Genomic DNA, 18,689 nt, shown 5'->3' with positions numbered 1-18,689 from the left:
CCGACGTACGGTGGGCGTGGCCGGGTCCCTCCCGGCCACGCCCGCTGCCGTCCCACCGACCCGAGGACCACGATGCCCAGCCCCGTCCCGTTCGCACCTGCCCGCCGCCTGCTCGACGACGACCTCCTCGAGGCCGTCCGCGCTCGCGCCGCCGGGTACGACCGCGACAACGCGTACTTCGTCGACGACCTGGTGGACCTGGTCTCCTCGGGCTACCTGCGCGCCCTCGTCCCCGAGTCGTTCGGCGGCGCGGGGCTCGGCCTGCGCGAGACGGCGCGCGAGCAGGCGCGACTCGCGGGCGCCGCTCCCGCGACGGCGCTCGCCGTGAACATGCACCACGTCTGGACGGGCGTCGCGCGGTACCTCCACGACCGCGGGGACTCGTCGCTCGACTGGCTGCTCGAGGAGGCCGGGCGGGGCGAGGTGTTCGGCTTCGGGTACTCCGAGGCGGGCAACGACCTCGTCCTGCTCGGCTCACGGACCGAGGCTCGGCCCGACGGCTCGGGCGGGTACACGTTCCACGGGCGCAAGATCTTCACGTCCAACTCCCCCGGCTGGACGCGCCTCGGCGTCCTGGGGCTCGACACCGTGTCCGACGACGGCCCGCGCCTCGTGCACGCGTTCCTCGACCGGGACGCCGGCGGGTTCGAGATCCTCGACGACTGGGACACGATGGGCATGCGCGCGTCGCAGTCGCGCTCGACGGTGCTCGACGGCGCCCACGCGCCCGCCGCGCGCGTCGTGCGTCGCCTCGCTCCCGGCCCGACCCTCGACCCCCTCGTCGTGGGGATCTTCACGACGTTCGAGACCCTGCTCGCGGCCGTCTACACGGGGATCGCGGACCGCGCTCTCGAGCTCGCCGTGGCCGCGTCCCGTCGCCGGACCTCGATGAAGAACGACGGGGCGCCGCTCGCGCAGGACCCCGACATCCGGTGGCGGCTCGCCGACGCCGCCCTCGCGCTCGACGGCGTGTGGCCGCAGATCGACACGGTCGCGGGCGAGCTCGACGCGCTCGTCGACCGCGGCGCGGGCTGGTTCCGCGCCACGGCGGGACTCAAGGTGCGCGCGACGGAGACGGCGAAGCAGGTGGTCGAGCAGGCGGTGCGTGTCGCGGGCGGGTCGAGCTACTTCGCCGGCAACGAGCTGGGCCGCCTCTACGGCGACGTGCTCGCCGGGCTCTTCCACCCGTCGGACGACGAGTCGGCCCACTCGACGGTCGCCCAGTCGCTGCTCGGTCCGCTCGGCTGAGCAGCCGCCGGGCGGTCGCCCGGGGCACGCGGTGCCGGACGCGGCGTAGCCTGCCGCCATGACCTCGCACGACCTGCCCGACGCCGTCCCGTCCGGCCCGCACGACACCGGCCTCTCCCCCGCGACCCTCGTCGTCGCGGCGGGGCGGCCCGACCGGGTGCAGGGCGCTCCCGTCAACCCGCCGGTCGTGCTCTCGTCGACCTACGTCTCGCAGGGCGTGCAGCAGCCGGGCGAGCTGCTGTACGCGCGCATGGACACCGAGACGTGGCACCCGTTCGAGGAGGCGCTCGCCGCGCTCGAGGGCGCCGACCGACCCGCCGTCGCCTTCTCGTCGGGCATGGCCGCGATCGCCGCGGTGTTCTCCTTCGTCCCGGCGGGCGGCGTCGTCGTCCTCCCGCGGCACGCCTACCAGGTGACGCTCGGGTTCGCCGACGACCTCGCGCAGCGCGCGGGCGTCGAGGTCCGCCGCGTCGACGTCGCGGACACCGACCAGGTCGTCGCGGCGCTCGACGGGGCGTCGCTCCTCCTGGTCGAGTCGCCGACCAACCCCATGCTCGAGGTCGCGGACCTGCCGGTCGTCCTCGCCGCGGCGCGCGAGCGTGGCGTCCTCACCGCCGTGGACAACACCTTCGCGACGCCGCTCGGGCAGCGCCCGCTCGAGCACGGCGCCGACCTCGTCGTGCACTCCGTGACGAAGTACCTCGCCGGTCACTCCGACGTCGTCCTCGGCGCCGTGGTCGCGGCCACGGACGACGTCGCGAGCCGGGTGCGCGCGTACCGCACCCTGCACGGCGCGATCCCCGGACCGTTCGAGGTCTGGCTCGCGCTGCGCGGCCTGCGGACCCTCGCCCTGCGCGTCGAGCGCTCGCAGGCGAGCGCGGCCGAGCTCGCGCGTCGCCTCGCCGGCCATCCCGACGTCGCCGAGGTGCGGCACCCGAGCCTGCCCGACGACCCCGGCCACGAGCGCGCGGCGCGGCTCATGACGGGTTTCGGCTCGATCCTCGGGGTCCGTCCCGTCGGCGGTGCCGAGGGAGCGGACGCCGTGGTCGCGGCCGTGCGCCTCTGGGTCCCCGCCACGAGCCTCGGCGGCGTCGAGTCGAGCCTCGAGCGGCGACGGCGGTTCGCGACGGAGTCGGTCACCGTCCCCGAGGACCTGCTGCGGCTCTCGGTCGGCATCGAGGACGTCGAGGACCTGTGGCGCGACCTGGACGGGGCGCTGCGCTCGGCTCGCGGCTGACGGACGGCCGTCGGAACGTCGCCGAAGCGTGTCCGGACCGTCGCGCGGGCGTGACCGGCCCTTCCTAGGATCGAGGGATGACGACGACGACGACGAGGCGAGCGACCAGGACGAGGACCAGGACCAGGACACCGTTCGACCGGACCGTGGCGACGGCGGCCGCCGGGCTGCTCGGTCTGACGCTCGCCGCGTGCTCCACCGACGGCGGGGCGGACGACGACCCGACGCCGACGGCGTCGGCCACGAGCGAGGGCGAGAGCGAGACCCCGCGCCCGACCGAGTCCTCGGACGACGGCGCGACCGGGACCCCGACCGACGAGCCCTCCGCCCCCGCCGACGAGTCCGAGGAGCCGTCGGTCCCGTTCCCGGCGAACACCGACCCGGACCTCGCCGACCCGTCGGAGGGGGCGCTGCTCACCGTGACCGACATCCGCGTCGGGCAGCACGACGGGTACGACCGCGCGGTGTTCGAGCTCGGTGGGACGGGGACGCCCGGCTGGCGGGTCGAGTACGTCGACGCGCCGCTCGACGACGGGAGCGGCAAGCCCGCGGACGTCGAGGGCGACGCGTTCCTGCAGGTCATGATCTCCGGCTCGGGCTACCCCGCGGACACCGGTGTCGAGGAGCACTCCGAGCCGAACCCGGTCGTCGCCGCGGACGACGGCGTGATCGACGAGGTGCTCCTGCGCGGCGTCTTCGAGGGGTACACGCAGGCGTTCGTGGGCGTCGACGAGCAGCGGCCGTTCCGCGTGTTCGTGCTCGAGGACCCGACCCGCGTCGTCGTCGACGTGCGCGACGACGGCTGACCGCGACCGCCTCAGCGCTCTGCGGAGACCCCCTCGGCCTTCTGGGGCCGCGACAGCAGGCCGCGCGCCATCTCGTCGACGGGCATGCCCTCGTGCAGCACGGCGACGACGCCCGCGGTGATCGGCATCTCGACCCCCACCTTCTGCGCGAGCTCGAGCACGGACCGGCAGGACTTCACGCCCTCGGCCGTCCCGCCCGTCGCGACCACGGCCTCGTCGAGCGTCATGCCCTGGCCGATGTGCTTGCCGAGCGTGTGGTTGCGGGACAGCGGCGACGAGCAGGTCGCGACGAGGTCGCCGAGGCCGGCGAGACCGGGGAAGGTCGCGGCGTCCGCGCCGAGCGCGAGGCCGAGCCGAGTGATCTCGACGAGGCCGCGCGTGATGACGGTCGCGGTCGTGTTGTACCCGAAGCCGCGCCCCTGGGCGATGCCGACCGCGAGCGCGATGACGTTCTTCACCGCGCCGCACAGCTCGACGCCGACCACGTCGCGGTTCGTGTAGGGGCGGAAGTACGACGACGAGCACGCGCGGGCCACGAACCGCGCGACGTCCTCGTCGACGCACGAGACGACCGTCGCCGTCGGCTGCCGGTGCGCGATCTCGCGGGCGAGGTTCGGCCCGGAGACGACGGCGACCCGCTCGGCCGGGAGGCCGAGCGACTGCGCGACGACCTCGCTCATGCGCTGGTCGGTGCTCAGCTCGACGCCCTTCATGAGCGACACCGCGACCGCACCGGGCGCGACGAGGGGGGCGAGCTCCTCGAGCGTCGCGCGCGCGACCTGCGACGGGACCGCCACGACGACGAGACCCGCGCCCGCGAGCGCCTGCGCGGCGTCGGTGGTCGCGGCGATGCCCGCCGGCAGGTCGATCCCCGGCAGCCGCTTCTCGTTGCGGCGCGCGGTGTTCACCTGCTCGACGACGTCGGGGTCACGGCCCCAGAGGCGCACCTCGCACCCGGCGTCGGCGAGCACCGCGGCGAAGGTGGTGCCCCAGCTGCCGGAGCCGAGGACGGCGGCGACGACGCGTCCGTCGTCGGGCGTCGTCGCCGGGACCGCGGGTTCGACGGCCGTCACGGGCGCTTCTCCGAGCCGGGGTTCCTGCGCATGTCGAAGCGTTCCGCGGGCGCCTTCTCGCCGCGGATCTGCTCGACCTGCGCGGTGATCGCCGCCATGATGCGCTCGGTCGCCTCGCGCAGCGTCGCCGTGTCGAGCGGGCGGCCGTAGAGGTCGGACAGGTCGACGGGGGTGCCTGCGTGCACCGACACGCGCTTGCGCGGGATCGGCTTGAACACCTTGCCGTAGGGGGCCAGGATCTGCTCGGCGCCCCACTGGCCGATGGGGACGACGGGCGCGCGGCTCGTCAGGGCCAGTCGCGCGACCCCGGTCTTGCCCACCATGGGCCATCCGTCCGGGTCGCGCGTGAGGGTGCCCTCCGGGAAGAACACGACGCACTCGCCGCGGTCGAGCTGCGCGGTCGAGTCGACGAGCGACTGGGCCGCACCAGCGGTGCCGCGGTGGACGGGGATCATCCCCGTCCGGTCGAGGACGCCGCCGAGCACGGGCACCTTCCAGAGCGAGGCCTTCGCCGTGATCTTGGGCGCCCTGCCCTGGTCGTAGAGGAAGTGCGCGAGCGTCACCGGGTCGATCTCGGTGACGTGGTTCGCGGCGGCGATGAACCCGCGGTCGGGCAGGTTCTCCGCCCCCTGCCAGTCGCGGCGGGTGATCGCGGACAGGAGCGGTCGCAGGAAGAACGCGACGACACGGTACGCGCGCGGGGTGGGTGGCAGGCTCGGCACGAGCACCGAGCCTACCGGGGCCAGCGGCCCGTCCCGCCCCGCCGAGGTCCCGCCCGGGTGCCCCGTCAGATCCACCCGTGCCGGCGCGCGACGTGCACGGCCTCGTGGCGGTTGGCGGCGCCGAGCTTCGCGGCGGCCGACGACAGGTAGTTCCGTACCGTCCCCGGCGCGAGATGGGCCCGCGTCGCGATCTCCTCGACGGGAGCGCCGTCGGCCGCGAGCTCGAGGACGTCCGCCTCGCGCGGCGTGAGCGGGCTCTCCCCCGCGGCGATGGCCTCGGCGGCGAGCTCGGGGTCGACGTAGCGGCCGCCGTCGTGCACCTGGCGCACGACGTCCGCCAGGACGCGCGAGGAGACGGTCTTCGGCAGGAACCCGCGGGCGCCCGCCTCGAGCGCTCGCTTGAGGTACCCGGGCCGCCCGTGGCTCGTGACGATCACCACGCCGCACGCCGGGAGCTCGGTCGCGAGCCGCTCGGCGACCTCCACGCCGTCGAGCCCCGGCATCTGCAGGTCGAGCACCGCGACGTCGGGCGTGTGCTTGAGCGCGGCCGCGACCGCCTCGGGACCCGACGCCGCGAGGGCGACGATCTCGAGGTCCTCCTCGAGCCCGAGCAGGGACGCGATCGCGTCGCGGATGAGGTTCTCGTCGTCGGCGAGCAGGATGCGGATCACGAGCGTGGTGCCCTCTCGGTGGCAGGGAGCGCGAGCGGTGCGGAGGCGGGCTCCGGAGGTGGGTCGTCGTCGTCGGGCACGCGCGCCACCAGGCCGAACCGTCCCTCCTCGCTCCAGGTCTGGAGCTCTCCGCCCGCCGCGGCGAGCCGCTCGCCCAGCCCCGTGAGGCCGGAGCCGCTGCGCCGCACCGCTCCGGGCGAGACCCCGTCGTTGACGATCTCGACCACGCCGTGCCCGTCGGTCCGGTGGAGCGTGATCGTGCACGTGCCCGCCGACGAGTGGCGGACGACGTTGGTCACCCCTTCGCGGACCGCCCAGGCCAGCGCCTCCTGCGCGCGCGCGCCCACCACCGTCTCCTCGCCGTGCACGACGGTCTCGACGCCGGCGGAGCGCAGGACCGACCGGGCGCCGGCCATCTCGGCGGCGAGGTCGGCCGTGCGGTAGCCGGCGACGACGGCGCGCACCTCGCGCAGGGCGTCCTGGGCGATGCGCCGGACCTCGAGCATCTGCTCCTCGGCGCCGGGGCGGCCGCGCGCGGCGAGCTCGGCCGCGAGCTCGCTCTTCACCGCGACGACCGACAGCGTCCGGCCGAAGACGTCGTGCAGGTCGCGCGAGAACCGCAGCCGCTCCTCGGCGACGGCGAGCCGGGCGTGCAGGACGCGGTTGCGCTCCTGCTCCCACACGACGCCGAGCATCCACACCGACGCGCGGTAGGAGCCGAACATCGCGACGAGCATGAGGGCCGCGGACAGGAAGAGCCCGACCGCCATCCCGGCGGTCGTCGGGCTGATCGGCCCGGTGCCGACCCAGACCGAGCAGCCGGTGACCACGGCGAGGCCGAGCGCGACGACGGCGAGCCGGCGGAACGTGAGGGCCGGGACCAGCGCGAGGACACCGAACGCGACGCCGAGGAGCATCGCGTAGTACCGCGCGCTGCCCGCCACGTCCTCGGGTCCGTCGACGGGGAACGTCCAGAACGCGACCACGCTCACCCCGAGCGTGAGCACGCCGAGGGCCCCGAGCAGCGCGGGACGGACGGGAGGACCGCCGAGGAAGTGGGTGAGGCCCGCCCGCAGGGTCACGAGGCACACGACCGTGTGCGCCAGGACGAGGAGCAGCCAGACGCGCATGCCCTCGACGGTGAACGACGGGTCGATCCCGATGAGGGCGAGGGCCGCGAACGGCTCGGACGCGGACAGCAGGTACAGGGTCCAGCGCGTGTACGTGTCGAACCGCTCGGGGGCGGTCCTCCGGGACCACACCTCGAGGAAGGTCCGGGGTCGGGTTCTCACGGTGACCAGCCTGTCACGGCGCGCCGCGCGCACGCCGTGACAGGCGTCATGAGGTGGGTGACGCGACCGCCCGACCGGGCTCGGCGCCGATCAGCCGCGCGTCACGTCCGCGCCGAGCGCGGTGAGCTTCTCCTGGAAGTTCTCGTAGCCGCGGTCGATGAGGCTGATCCCGCGGACGGTCGACGTGCCCTTCGCCGCGAGCGCCGCGATGAGGTGGGAGAACCCGCCGCGCAGGTCCGGGACCTCGATGTCGGCGGCGGAGAGCGGCGTGGGGCCGGAGACGACGGCCGAGTGGTGGAAGTTGCGCTGCCCGAACCGGCAGTCGCGACCGCCGAGGCACTCCTTGTAGACCTGGATCGTCGCGCCCATGCCGCGCAGCGCGTCGGTGAAGCCGAACCGGTTCTCGTAGACCGTCTCGTGGACGATGGACAGGCCCCTGGCCTGCGTGAGCGCCACGACGAGCGGCTGCTGCCAGTCGGTCATGAACCCGGGGTGCACGTCGGTCTCGAGCACGATGGGGCTGAGGTCGCCGCCGGGGTGCCAGAAGCGGATGCCGTCGTCCTGGACGTCGAAGCGCCCGCCGACCTTCCGGAACGTGTTGAGGAACGTCATCATCTCGGGCTGGGTCGCGCCCTTGACGGTGATGTCGCCGCCGGTCGCGAGCGCCGCCGACGCCCACGAGGCCGCCTCGATGCGGTCGCCGAGCGCCGTGTGGGTGTAGCCGTCGAGGCGGTCCACGCCCTCGATGCGGATGACGCGGTCGGTGTCGACCGAGATGATCGCGCCCATCTTCTGCAGGACCGCGATGAGGTCCATGATCTCGGGCTCGATCGCGGCGTTCGCCAGCTCGGTGATGCCCTCGGCGCGCACGGCCGTGAGCAGGAGCTGCTCGGTCGCGCCGACGGACGGGTACGGCAGCGCGATCTTCGTTCCCTGGAGGCGGCGCGGCGCGCGGATGTGGATGCCGTTCTCGCGCTTGTCCACGACGGCGCCGAACTGGCGCAGGATGTCGAGGTGGTAGTTGATCGGCCGGTCGCCGATCCGGCACCCGCCGAGGTCGGGGATGAAGGCCTCGCCGAGGCGGTGCAGCAGCGGGCCGCAGAACAGGATGGGGATGCGGCTCGACCCGGCGTGGGCGTCGATGTCCGCGACGTGCGCCGACTCGACGTTCGAGGGGTCGAGGTCGAGGATGCCGGCGTCCGGGTCCGACTTGACCGCGACGCCGTGCAGCTCGAGCAGGCCCGTGACGACGCCGACGTCGCGGATCTGCGGCACGTTGCGCAGCACGCTGGGCGACTCGCCCAGGAGCGACGCCACCATCGCCTTGGACACGAAGTTCTTCGCGCCGCGGACGGTGATGGTCCCGTCCAGCGGGGTGCCACCGTTCACGTACAGCACGTCGTTCATCAGCTCAGGTCGCCCTCTCGACAGCGGGGTGGTCCGTGGGCCCGAGGCCGGGCCCTGGTGCGCCGAACGCGGGGCACCCGGAGATTATTCACCCCCGCGGGGGCCACCGACACCGCTGGCAGCCCGCGCGGCGCGATCGCGGCGCGACCCTCCACAGGACCACCACACCGGCTGACGCGATCCGCGACACCCCGGAGCCGGGCCGCGAGCCGGCACGGGTGCCGTCAGTCCGACGACGCCGTGTACGCCGCGACGTAGCCGTCGACCTGCGCGAGGTACGCGGCCCGCTGGGACCCGCCGAGCCACGACGCCTCGAACGAGTTCTTCGCGAGCGTGACGACCTCCGCCGTCGTGAGACCGGCGGCCTCCGCGAGCGCCACGTAGTTGTCCGCGACGTAGCCGCCGAAGTACGCCGGGTCGTCGGAGTTCACGGTGACGCGGACGCCGTCGCGCAGCAGACCCGCGATCTCCGCGGCCTTCATGTCGTCGGTGACGAACGAGTTCGAGACCGGGCAGCACGTCAGGCCGAGGCCGCGCTCGCGCACGACCGCGACGAGCGCGGGGTCCTCCACGACGTTCGTCCCGTGGTCGACGCGGTCCACGCCGATGTCCTCGAGCACCGTGCGGATGTTGTCGACGCTCCCCGGCTGGTCGATGTCGCAGTGCATCGTCAGGCGGTAGCCGAGCTCGCGCGCCCGCGCGAACACGTCGGCGAACTTCTCGGGCGGGTTCCCGCGCTCGTCGGAGTCGAGACCGACGCCGAGGATGCGGTCGCGGAACGGCACCGACGCCTCGAGCGTCTCGGCGGCGCTCTCGGCCGACATGTCGCGCAGGAAGCACAGGATCAGGTGCGCGTCGACGCCGTGCCTGGCCGCCGCCTCGCTCGCCGCCCGGTGGTATCCGGTCACGACGGTCTCGAACGGCACGCCGCGCGACGTGTGCGCCTGCGGGTCGAAGAACATCTCGACGTGCTTCACGCCGTCCGCCGCGGCGCGCGCCAGGTAGGCGTCGGCGAGCTCGAAGAAGTCGTCCGCGGTCTGCAGCACCTCCATCGCCGGGTAGTACACGGCGAGGAAGCTCGTCAGGGAGTCGAACGCGTACGTCGCGCGGACCTCCTCGACGGTCGACTGGCCGATGTCGATGCCGTTGCGCTGCGCGAGACGCAGCTTGAGGTCCGGCTCGAGCGTCCCCTCGAGGTGCAGGTGCAGCTCGGCCTTCGGCAGGCCGGTGATGAACTCGCGCGTGGGCGTCGTGGGCGCAGGCATGGGTCTCCTTCTCGAGCGGGTGTCCTCGGGTCCATCCTCTCCCGGGCCGGGCGGGGCGGACGAGGTCGGCCGAATCGATTAAGGCGGTACCGGTGCGACCGGCGTCGCGGCATGGTCGTCGTGTTCGACATCCGTGAGCGAAGGAGCTTGAGATGCGACGCACAGCAGCCTGGGCCGCCGCGGCGGTCCTCGGCGCGGCCGGCCTCGTGGCGGTCGCTCCACCCGCGCCCGCCGAGGCGCACGGCGCCGAGGTGTTCCCCGGCAGCCGCCAGTACCTGTGCTGGGTCGACGGCCAGACGCAGAACGGCCAGGTCGACCCGTCGAACCCGGCCTGTGCGAACGCCTACGCCGTCAGCGGCAGCTCGGCGTTCTACAACTGGTTCGGCAACCTGGACTCGAACGGCGCGGGCCGGACGGCGGGCTACGTCCCCGACGGTCAGATCTGCGACGGCGGAGGCCGCGGCCCGTACGACTTCTCCGGGTTCAACGCGGTGCGCGACGACTGGCCGAGGACGCACCTGACGGCCGGCGAGACGTACCAGTTCCAGCACAACAACTGGGCCGAGCACCCCGGTCGCTTCGACGTGTACGTCACCGAGGAGGGCTGGGACCCGTCCGGCCCGCTCTCCTGGAGCGACCTCGAGCTCGTCGACTCGGCGACCAACCCGCCCGACACCGGAGGCCCCGGCGCCCTGAACTACTACTACTGGGACGTCACCCTCCCGGCCGGCCGCACCGGCGACCACATGATCTTCACCCACTGGGTGCGGTCGGACAGCAACGAGAACTTCTACAGCTGCTCGGACGTCGCGTTCGACGGCGGTGACGGCGAGGTCACGGGGATCGGGGACGACGGCGGCAACCCGCCGACGGATCCCGTCTGCCCGGACGAGGCACCCGGTTCCCCGGGCGCTCCGATGGCCATGAGCATCACGCAGACCAGCGCGCACGTGATGTGGGGTGCCGCGCAGACCGGGTGCGTCACGGGGTACGACGTCCTCGACCCGGGCACCGGTGCGGTGCTCGCGAGCACCGACGGGTCACCGATGGTCGACCTGACCGGGCTCGAACCGGGCACCGAGCACACGGTGGCGGTCCGGTCGCGCAACGACCACACGGGCGCCGTCTCGAGCACCCGGACCGTCGCGTTCACCACGCTGGACGACGACGGGACGCCGGCTCCCACCGGCGCGTGCGAGGTCGACTACACCGCGTCTTCGTGGGGCGGCAGCAGCACCGGGTACACGGCCTCGGTCACCGTGAAGAACACGTCCGTCGTGGCCGTCCCCGACTGGGTGGTGTCGTTCGCGTACCCGGGCGGTCAGAAGGTCGACGAGCCCGGGTGGAGCGCGACGGTCGACCAGACGGGGACCGCCGTCACGGCGACGCGTCCGGCGTGGAAGACGAGCATCGCCCCGGGCGAGTCCGTGACGTTCGGCTTCAACGGCGCCACCACGGCGGCCGGGTCGCACCCCGAGCCGGCAGGGTTCGCGCTCAACGGGGCCGCCTGCAGCTGACGTGCCCGACGACGGTGCGCCGACGGAGACGTCTCCGCCGGCGCACCGTCGTGCCGAGCGCTCGGAACGGGGTGGTCCCGCGTGCCGTGAGGGCGTCGGGCAGCGCAGCAGCGCGCCGTCAGCCGCGGGCCTCGACGATGCGGACCCGCTCGGCGAGCCGGCGCACGACGTCGGAGCCCGGGTCCGCGTCGGTGACGACGCCGGCGACCTCGTCGAAGCCGACCACCCCGTACGCGGACGCTGCGCCGACCTTCTCGGACGAGCCGAGCACGTACGTCTCCGCCGCCCGGCTCGCCAGGACCCGCTTCATCGCCGCCTCGTCCCCGTCCCCCGTGGTCAGGCCGGCGTCCGGGTGGATCCCGGTGACGCCGAGGAGGAAGACGTCCGCCGTGATCCGCTGCGCCGCCTCGACCGTCGCGGCCCCGCTCGCCACCGCGGAGTGCTTGAAGAGCCTGCCGCCGAGGATGAACACCTCGACGCCGGGGTGCTCGACCAGCGCCGCCGCGACGGTCGGGCTGTGCGTGACCACGGTGCACCGCAGGGTGGGCGGCAGCGCGGACGCGACCGCGATCGCCGTGGTCCCGCCGTCGAGGATGACGGTGCTGCCCGGCTCGACGAGCCGCACCGCCGCGGCCGCCACCAGGCGCTTGCCGGCCGTCGCGACGCCCCGGCGCGTGCCGTAGTCGGCGGTGGCCGGCGAGACCGGCAGGGCCCCGCCGTAGACGCGCTGGCACAGGCCCTCCGCGGCCAGCTCTCGCAGGTCGCGCCGGATGCTGTCCTCCGAGAGCCCCAGCTCGGCGGCGACGCTCTTCGCCACGATTTTGCCGTCACGCCGGAGCGTCTCGAGGAGATGGTCCCGCCGCTCGGAGGCCAGCATGGTGTTTCTCGTTTCTTCGTAGTTCTGCACGTTCAGCGTAGTCTAGGGCCATGCCTCGACCTCTGCTCATCCTCATCGCCGGTCCCTACCGCTCCGGGACGGACGGCGACCCTGCCGCGATGGACGCGAACCTCCGACGCCTCGAGGAGGCCGCCTGGCCGATCTTCGCCGCGGGGCACGTCCCCGTGATCGGCGAGTGGGTCGCGCTGCCGGTCCTGCGCTCGGCCGGCGCCACGGTGGACGACGACCTGGCGGCCGACGTGCTCTACCCCACCGCGCGGCGGCTCCTCGAGCACTGCGACGCCGTGCTCCGGCTCCCCGGCGAGTCCGCGGGCGCCGACCAGGACGTCGCAATCGCCCTGAGCCGCGGGCTCCCCGTCTACCGCGACGTCACCGAGGTGCCACGCCTCGCGGAGCTCGCCCGATGACCGGGCGGCCGGGCGTGGACGTCCCGGACCACCGCGGCCGGACCGGCCTCGACCGGGCCGGACGGGCGCTGAGCCGCAACCCCGACGTCGTCGTCCGCGACGTCGAGCTCACCTCCGCGGGATGGCACGTGCTGCGCCGCACGACGCTCGACCACCGGCGACGGGACGGGACCTGGCACACCGTGCAGCGCGAGACCTACGACCGCGGGGACGGCGCGACCATCCTGCTGCACGACGACGCGAGGTCCACCGTGCTGCTCACGCGCCAGTTCCGCTTCCCCGCCTACGTCAACGACCACCCCGACGGGATGCTCCTCGAGACGGCCGCGGGCCTCCTGGACGACGACGACCCGGAGACGGCGATCCGGCGGGAGGTCGCAGAGGAGCTGGGCGTCACCGTCGGGCCCGTCGCGCACGTCTTCACCGCGTACATGAGCCCCGGGTCCGTCACGGAGAAGGTGTACTTCTACGCGGCGCCGTACACCCCGCTCGACCGCACCGGGCCGGGCGGCGGGGTCGCCGCGGAGGGCGAGGACATCGAGGTCGTCGAGCTCGACCTCGACGAGGCCCTGGCGATGGTCCACGACGGCCGCGTCGTCGACGGCAAGACGATCATGCTGCTCCAGTGGTGGGCGCTCCACCGCTGACTCCCGCGGCATTCCCGGCGTGGGGTGCCCTGACAGAGCCTCCCCGGCGCGACCGGTGGCGCATACCGTGGACGCGCACCACCGACGAAGGAGAACATCTGTGCGCACCGTCAACGCCTACGCCGCCCCGTCCGCGACCGAGCCCCTGGTCCCCACGACCGTCGAGCGTCGCGACGTCGGCCCGAAGGACGTCCTCATCGCGATCCGCTACGCCGGCATCTGCCACTCGGACATCCACACCGTGCGCGGCGACTGGGGCCCGATCACCTACCCGCAGGTCGTCGGTCACGAGATCGTCGGCGAGGTCGTCGAGGTCGGTCAGGACGTGACCCGGCACGCCGTGGGCGACCGGGTCGGCGTCGGCTGCATGGTCAACTCGTGCCGCGAGTGCGAGAACTGCCGCGCCGGCATGGAGAACTACTGCCTCGAGGGCAACGTCCAGACCTACGCCGGCCGCGACGTCGACGGCACCATCACGCAGGGCGGCTACTCGACCCACGTCGTCGTCGACGAGGACTTCGTCCTCCGCGTCCCCGACGCCATCCCCTACGAGGCCGCGGCGCCGCTGCTGTGCGCGGGCATCACCACCTACTCGCCGCTCGCGCACTGGAACGCGGGCCCGGGCAAGCGCGTCGCCGTCGTCGGCATGGGCGGCCTCGGCCACGTGGCCGTGAAGATCGCCGCGGCGATGGGCGCCGAGGTCACCGTCCTCTCGCGCACGCTGTCGAAGAAGGACGACGGCCTGGCCTTCGGCGCGACCGACTACTTCGCGACCGAGGACGACGCCACGTTCGAGGCCCTCGCCAACCGGTTCGACCTCATCCTCAACACCGTCAGCGCGCCGCTCGACCTCGACCGCTACCTGCGGCTGCTGCGCCTCGACGGCACGATGGTCAACGTCGGCGCTCCCCCGGAGCCGCTGCCCGTCACCGTGTTCACGCTGTTCGGCAACCGCCGGTCGTTCGCCGGGTCCGGCATCGGCTCCATCGCCGAGACCCAGGAGATGCTCGACTTCTGCGCCGAGCACGGCATCGCCCCGGAGACCGAGCTCATCGCCGCCGAGCAGATCAACGACGCCTACGAGCGCGTGCTCTCCAGCGACGTGCGCTACCGGTTCGTCATCGACACCGCGACCCTGTAGCGGACCGCAGGACGGTGGATCGCGCGCGTCGCTGGTCCGGGCCTCGGCGACACCCTGCGCGACGAGGGGCAGCCGATCCACCTCCTGATCGGCGACGCGGGAGCGATGCGCCTGCGGCAGCGACTGGCCGCGGTCGACCCTGCGCGAGCGGTGAGTTCTGCGGCCCCGTCACTTCACCGCACCGCCGAGGGCGCCGGCGGCGATGTACCGCTGCGCGAGGACCAGCAGCACGATCGCCGGGACGGAGGAGATCACGGCGCTCGCCATGACCGGCCCCCAGCTCTGCACGTTGCCCTGGAGGTAGTCATAGATGCCGAGGGTGATCGGCTTGATGTCGGCCCCGGTGGTCAGGGTGAGGCCGAACATGAAGTCGCTCCAGGCGAACAGGAAGCTGAACAGGCCGGCGGTGATGAGCGAGTTCCTGCTCACGGGCACGACGATCGACCAGAAGGCCCGCAGGTGCCCGGCTCCGTCGACGCGCGCCGCCTCGGTGAGCGCCGGCGGGATGGAGCGCATGAAGGCGCTCATGATGAGGATGGCGAAGGGGATGCCGTGGGTCGCGTTGGCGAGGATCAGGCCCGCGTAGGTGTTGAGCAGCCCCACGTCGTTGAACAGCGTGTACAGCGAGTTCGCGATGACGATGCCCGGGATCATCTGCGCCAGGAGCAGGACGAAGAGAAAGATCCCCATGCCGCGCAGGCGGAACCGGGACAGCGCGTACGCGGCGGGCGTGGCGACCACCAGCGACACCACGACGGCGCCGAGGGCCACGATCATGCTGGTGACGAGGTTGCCGGTCTGGTCCTCCAGCGCCCGCTGGTAACCCTCGAACGTGATCTCGGTCGGGAAGAAGGTGCTGTTGGCCGCGGTGCCGCCTCCCTGGAGGGACACGTTGACCATCCAGTAGACGGGGAACAGCATGAGCGCGAGGAGCACGATCCCGACGATCGTGTACCGCAGCTGTCGGGTGTCGGTCGTCTGCTTCACGATGAACCTCACTCATCCACGGCGCGTCGGTTGACGCGCAGGTACACGACGGCGAAGAGCAGCGACACCACGATGAGGATGTTGCTGACCGCCGCCCCGGTGCCGAAGGAGAACTCCTGGAAGGAGCGCCGGTAGGAGTCCGTGGCCAAGGTCTGGGTGGCGTTGGCCGGCCCGCCACCGGTCAGGCCCAGGATGATGTCGAGCACCTTGAGGGTGTAGATCACGCCGAGCACCAGGACGACGCTGACCACGGGGCGCAGGTTGGGCCACGTGATGTGCCAGAACGCCTTCACGCCGGTGGCGCCGTCGAGCGCGCCCGCCTCGTAGAGCTCGTCGGGGATGTTCTGCAGCCCCGAGTACAGCAGGGTCATGTTGAAGGGGATGCCGACCCACACGTTCACCAGGACCACGGCGACCAGCGCGACGTCGGGGCTCGTCAGCCAGTGGATCGGCGCCTCGATCACCCCGATCGCCCGCAGCGTCTCGTTGAGGACGCCGCCGTCCTGGTCCAAGATCCACTTCCACACCGCGGTGCCCGCGATCATCGGCAGCAGCCACGGCAGCAGGAGCAGCGAGCGCAGCACGTTACCCAGCGGGAACCGGCGCTTGAAGAACAGGGCGAGCAGCAGGCCGATGACGAACTGGCCGAGGATCGAGCCCACGGTGAACAGCGCCGTGTTGAGCACCGTGGTGCGGAAGAGGCCGCTGGAGACGACCTCCGCGTAGTTGTCCAGCCCGACCCACGGCGCCTCGCCCGACACGAACGTCCGCACCGTGTAGTCCTGGGACCCCATGACGAGGTTCTTGACGATCGGGTACCCGAAGAACACGAGCACGTAGGCGATCGCCGGGACGAGGAACATCCACTGGGCGGCCCGGTCCCGCGTCCGGGCGCGACGGCGCCGCGGCCCGGTCGCGGGACCGGCCGCGTCGACGGGCGCCGTTCCGGCGGCGAGGGTGGTGGTCATCGTCCGTCCTTCCTCGGTGACGTGCGCGACGTCGGCGTGCGCATCAGTTCTCCGCCGCCCGCTCGAGGGCGGCCGCGGGGGGCTCGCTGCCGGTCAGCGCGAGCTGCTGTGCGGTGTAGATCTGGGTGGCGGCGCGCGGCCAGCCGGGTCCGAGCAGGGCGGTCCGGGACCGTGCGGTCTGCACGGTGTCGACGAAGGTCGCGACGACCGGGTTCGCCTCCGCGGCCTCGGCGGCGACCTGCGTGTCCGACGGCACGGCTCCGCGCCCGGTGGCCATGGCGAGCTGGTGCTCACCGCGGGTCACGCAGGCGACGAACTCGCCTGCCTTCGCCATCTTGTCCGGGTTGCCGGTGCGCGGGACGGTGAACGCCTCGCCGCCGAGCGGCGCCTGGAGCGTGTCGCCCGCGTGCGGGACGGGAAGCGGTACGGCGGCGTAGTCGAGGCCCTCCGCGGCCTCGAGCGCCGGCATGTTCCACGGCCCGTTGACCATCATCGCCGCGTTCCCCGCGATGAACTGGTCGTTGACGTCGTTCTGCGACCAGTTGACGACGCCGGACGACGCGAGACCGTCGCGGACGAGGCCCTCGACGAAGCTCAGCGCCTCGACGGCCTCGGGAGACGTGAGGTCGTCCTCGTCCGCCCCGTTGGACCACAGGTAGGGCAGGAACTGCCACGTTCCCTCGAAGGTGTTGGCAGCGCTGAACGCGATGCCGTAGCGGTCGTCGGTGGTCAGCGCCTCGGCGGCGGCGCGGAGCTCGTCCCAGGTGGTGGGCGGTTCGATCCCCGCGTCGGCGAGTGCGTCGACGTCGTAGAAGAGCCCGACCGTGTTGACGACCGGCGCGACCCCGTAGAGGGCGCCGTCGTAGGTACCGGCGTCGACGACGCCCTGCGGGAAGCCCTCGCCCGAGATGCCGTAGTCGGTCAGCGGGCTCAGTGCACCGGAGGACGCGATCTGCTGGACGTCGGGGTTGTCGAGCATGAGGACGTCGGGGAGGGTGTCGGACGACGCCTGCTGCAGGACCGTCGCGATGAGACCGGAGCCGGCCACGTGGTTGGCCTGCACGGCCATGCCGACCTCTGCGGCGCAGGTGTCGTAGACCTCCTGGTAGACCGGCGCGCTGGTGTCCGACAACGTGTCGGTCACGACCAGCGTGCCCTCGTCCGCACGGGCGCCGCCGCTGCAGGCGGACAGGCACAGGACGACGGCGGCGGCCGACGCCGCACCGACGACGGTGTGGGTTCGTCGCACAGTCGAAGCTCCTTCGCTCGGTTCACGTGACGGCGAGGTTAGGCACGTCCTCGGGACCTTGTCAAAGCGCTTTACCAACCGTCGTGGGGTGTGTGATCATCGATCCGCAGCACCGTTCCCGAGCCCGAGGAGTGCCCTGTGGTGACCATGCAGGACGTGGCCGACCGTGCCGGTGTCTCCCTGACGACCGTGTCGTTCGTCGTCAACGGGACGAAGCGCGTCGCCCCGACGACGCGGAGCCGGGTCGAAGCGGCGATGGCCGACCTCGGCTACCGGCGGAACGTGCTCGCCCGCGCGCTGGCCAGCCGCCGCAGCCACATCGTGGCGTTGGTGTTCCCGGCCCTGCAGCACCGTCTGGGCAGCACCGCCCTGAGCATCGTCACCGCGGCCGCGAGCGCCGCCACCGAGCGAGGCTTCAACGTCGTGCTCTGGCCGGTCGACGACGCGGCGCAGCTCGACGACTACCTGTCCGGCGGCCTCGTCGACGGGGTCCTGCTCATGGAGGTCACGGCCGACGACGCGCGCGTCGCACTGCTCACGGAGCGAGGCGTGCCCTTCGGCCTCATCGGCCGCACGGACGACACGACCGGGCTGTCGTACGTCGACATGGACTTCGCCGGGATGGTCGCCACCGGGCTCGACCACCTCACGGAGCTCGGGCACCGCCGCGTCGCCCTGTTCCTCGGCGAACCCGACGGACCCGCCTGGTCGGGGTACGGGCCTGTCGTGCGTACCGAGGAGGCCTACCTGACCGAATCTGCCCGCCACGACGTCGACCCCCTCGTCGTCCGCGGTGGCCAGGACCCGCGCTCGGGCAGGTACGCCGCGACCGCGCTGGTCGCGGAGCACCCGGACGTCACGGCCGTCCTCGTCCTCAACGAGGCGGGGCTGTCGGGGTTCGTGAACGGGCTCGTCGCGGCAGGGCGCGCCGTCCCGGAGGACGTCTCCGTCCTCGCGCTCGCGACCTCGGCGGCCGACCTCGTGACCGCCGATCCCCCCGTCAGCGCGGTCGTGGCGCCGGGCGCGGAGCTCGGGGCGCGCAGCGTCCAGGGCCTCGTCGACCGGTTGGCCGATCCCGCCGCTCCGCCCGCGCACGACCTCCTGCCCGGCACCCTCGAGCTCGTCGGCTCCACCGCCGCCCGGCGCTGAGGCTC

At 73.0% G+C, this 18,689-nt stretch carries 18 protein-coding genes; 8 read left to right on the top strand and 10 right to left on the bottom strand.

Translation table 11 applies throughout. The features are described 5' to 3' along the window. Nucleotides 1–72: 72 nt before the first annotated feature. From ACWPWV_RS13075 to ACWPWV_RS13065, 3 genes are all read left to right on the top strand, one after another. Nucleotides 73–1,248 carry an acyl-CoA dehydrogenase family protein gene (locus tag ACWPWV_RS13075; RefSeq protein WP_454043405.1) on the top strand — a complete coding sequence of 392 codons (1,176 nt, stop codon included), beginning with the start codon at nt 73–75 and terminating at the stop codon, nt 1,246–1,248. A 58-nt stretch (nt 1,249–1,306) separates the two neighbouring features. Beyond that, nucleotides 1,307–2,485: a trans-sulfuration enzyme family protein gene (locus ACWPWV_RS13070; protein ID WP_454043404.1), complete on the top strand. Its 1,179-nt coding sequence runs from the start codon at nt 1,307–1,309 to the stop codon at nt 2,483–2,485. Between the two features lie 77 nt (nt 2,486–2,562). Continuing rightward, nucleotides 2,563–3,291: an AMIN-like domain-containing (lipo)protein gene (locus ACWPWV_RS13065; RefSeq protein ID WP_454043403.1), complete on the top strand. Its 729-nt coding sequence runs from the start codon at nt 2,563–2,565 to the stop codon at nt 3,289–3,291. A gap of 11 nt (nt 3,292–3,302) precedes the next feature. Here the strand turns inward: ACWPWV_RS13065 and ACWPWV_RS13060 are convergent, their stop codons facing one another. The 6 genes from ACWPWV_RS13060 to ACWPWV_RS13035 all read right to left on the bottom strand — a co-directional run bounded on the left by ACWPWV_RS13060 (nt 3,303) and on the right by ACWPWV_RS13035 (nt 9,721). Then, nucleotides 3,303–4,364 (bottom strand): NAD(P)H-dependent glycerol-3-phosphate dehydrogenase, encoded by a 1,062-nt coding sequence (locus ACWPWV_RS13060; protein WP_454043402.1) that lies wholly within the window; start codon nt 4,362–4,364, stop codon nt 3,303–3,305. Beyond that, nucleotides 4,361–5,086 (bottom strand): lysophospholipid acyltransferase family protein, encoded by a 726-nt coding sequence (locus ACWPWV_RS13055; protein ID WP_454043401.1) that lies wholly within the window; start codon nt 5,084–5,086, stop codon nt 4,361–4,363. Before ACWPWV_RS13055 ends, ACWPWV_RS13060 begins: the two co-directional genes overlap by 4 nt. A gap of 65 nt (nt 5,087–5,151) precedes the next feature. Next, nucleotides 5,152–5,757 carry a response regulator gene (locus tag ACWPWV_RS13050; protein WP_454043400.1) on the bottom strand — a complete coding sequence of 202 codons (606 nt, stop codon included), beginning with the start codon at nt 5,755–5,757 and terminating at the stop codon, nt 5,152–5,154. Further along, nucleotides 5,754–7,049 carry a sensor histidine kinase gene (locus tag ACWPWV_RS13045; protein WP_454043399.1) on the bottom strand — a complete coding sequence of 432 codons (1,296 nt, stop codon included), beginning with the start codon at nt 7,047–7,049 and terminating at the stop codon, nt 5,754–5,756. The genes ACWPWV_RS13050 and ACWPWV_RS13045 overlap by 4 nt, the downstream gene beginning before the upstream one ends. Before the next feature lie 90 nt (nt 7,050–7,139). After that, the gene (murA, locus tag ACWPWV_RS13040; RefSeq protein ID WP_454043398.1) at nt 7,140–8,456 is read right to left on the bottom strand and encodes a UDP-N-acetylglucosamine 1-carboxyvinyltransferase; all 1,317 of its coding nucleotides are present in this window, start codon (nt 8,454–8,456) and stop codon (nt 7,140–7,142) included. A 224-nt stretch (nt 8,457–8,680) separates the two neighbouring features. After that, the gene (locus ACWPWV_RS13035; RefSeq protein WP_454043397.1) at nt 8,681–9,721 is read right to left on the bottom strand and encodes an adenosine deaminase; all 1,041 of its coding nucleotides are present in this window, start codon (nt 9,719–9,721) and stop codon (nt 8,681–8,683) included. Nucleotides 9,722–9,873: 152 nt separating this feature from the next. Between ACWPWV_RS13035 and ACWPWV_RS13030 the strand changes: the two genes are divergently transcribed. Next, a complete protein-coding gene (locus ACWPWV_RS13030; RefSeq protein WP_454043396.1) occupies nt 9,874–11,238 on the top strand; it encodes a lytic polysaccharide monooxygenase in 1,365 nt (454 codons plus the stop codon). A gap of 118 nt (nt 11,239–11,356) precedes the next feature. Here the strand turns inward: ACWPWV_RS13030 and ACWPWV_RS13025 are convergent, their stop codons facing one another. Continuing rightward, nucleotides 11,357–12,115 carry a DeoR/GlpR family DNA-binding transcription regulator gene (locus ACWPWV_RS13025; RefSeq protein WP_454043395.1) on the bottom strand — a complete coding sequence of 253 codons (759 nt, stop codon included), beginning with the start codon at nt 12,113–12,115 and terminating at the stop codon, nt 11,357–11,359. A gap of 50 nt (nt 12,116–12,165) precedes the next feature. Here ACWPWV_RS13025 and ACWPWV_RS13020 point away from each other — a divergent pair, with 50 nt between their 5' ends. The 3 genes from ACWPWV_RS13020 (at nt 12,166) to ACWPWV_RS13010 (ending at nt 14,331) form a co-directional block, all read left to right on the top strand. Beyond that, nucleotides 12,166–12,543 carry a DUF4406 domain-containing protein gene (locus ACWPWV_RS13020; protein WP_454043394.1) on the top strand — a complete coding sequence of 126 codons (378 nt, stop codon included), beginning with the start codon at nt 12,166–12,168 and terminating at the stop codon, nt 12,541–12,543. After that, a complete protein-coding gene (locus ACWPWV_RS13015; RefSeq protein ID WP_454043393.1) occupies nt 12,540–13,190 on the top strand; it encodes an NUDIX domain-containing protein in 651 nt (216 codons plus the stop codon). Before ACWPWV_RS13020 ends, ACWPWV_RS13015 begins: the two co-directional genes overlap by 4 nt. 100 nt (nt 13,191–13,290) lie before the next feature. Next, nucleotides 13,291–14,331, top strand: a complete 1,041-nt coding sequence (locus ACWPWV_RS13010; protein ID WP_454043392.1) for an NAD(P)-dependent alcohol dehydrogenase — start codon at nt 13,291–13,293, stop codon at nt 14,329–14,331. 168 nt (nt 14,332–14,499) lie between these two features. Here ACWPWV_RS13010 and ACWPWV_RS13005 read toward each other — a convergent pair whose 3' ends face one another. The 3 genes from ACWPWV_RS13005 to ACWPWV_RS12995 all read right to left on the bottom strand — a co-directional run bounded on the left by ACWPWV_RS13005 (nt 14,500) and on the right by ACWPWV_RS12995 (nt 17,535). Then, on the bottom strand, nt 14,500–15,252 hold the full coding sequence (locus tag ACWPWV_RS13005; RefSeq protein WP_454044538.1) for a carbohydrate ABC transporter permease: 753 nt from the start codon (nt 15,250–15,252) through the stop codon (nt 14,500–14,502). A 74-nt stretch (nt 15,253–15,326) separates the two neighbouring features. Continuing rightward, complete coding sequence (locus tag ACWPWV_RS13000; protein WP_454043391.1) at nt 15,327–16,286, bottom strand: carbohydrate ABC transporter permease; 960 nt, start codon at nt 16,284–16,286, stop codon at nt 15,327–15,329. A gap of 43 nt (nt 16,287–16,329) precedes the next feature. Continuing rightward, entirely contained in the window at nt 16,330–17,535 is a 1,206-nt protein-coding gene (locus ACWPWV_RS12995) for a sugar ABC transporter substrate-binding protein (RefSeq protein ID WP_454043390.1), read from the bottom strand. Nucleotides 17,536–17,682: 147 nt separating this feature from the next. Between ACWPWV_RS12995 and ACWPWV_RS12990 the strand changes: the two genes are divergently transcribed. Further along, nucleotides 17,683–18,684: a LacI family DNA-binding transcriptional regulator gene (locus ACWPWV_RS12990; protein ID WP_454044537.1), complete on the top strand. Its 1,002-nt coding sequence runs from the start codon at nt 17,683–17,685 to the stop codon at nt 18,682–18,684. Nucleotides 18,685–18,689 lie beyond the last annotated feature (5 nt).

It is taken from the genome of Cellulosimicrobium sp. Marseille-Q8652 (assembly GCF_965112045.1).
Note: the sequence above shows the minus strand (reverse complement) of the source record. Positions and strands in the feature narration are given on the sequence as shown.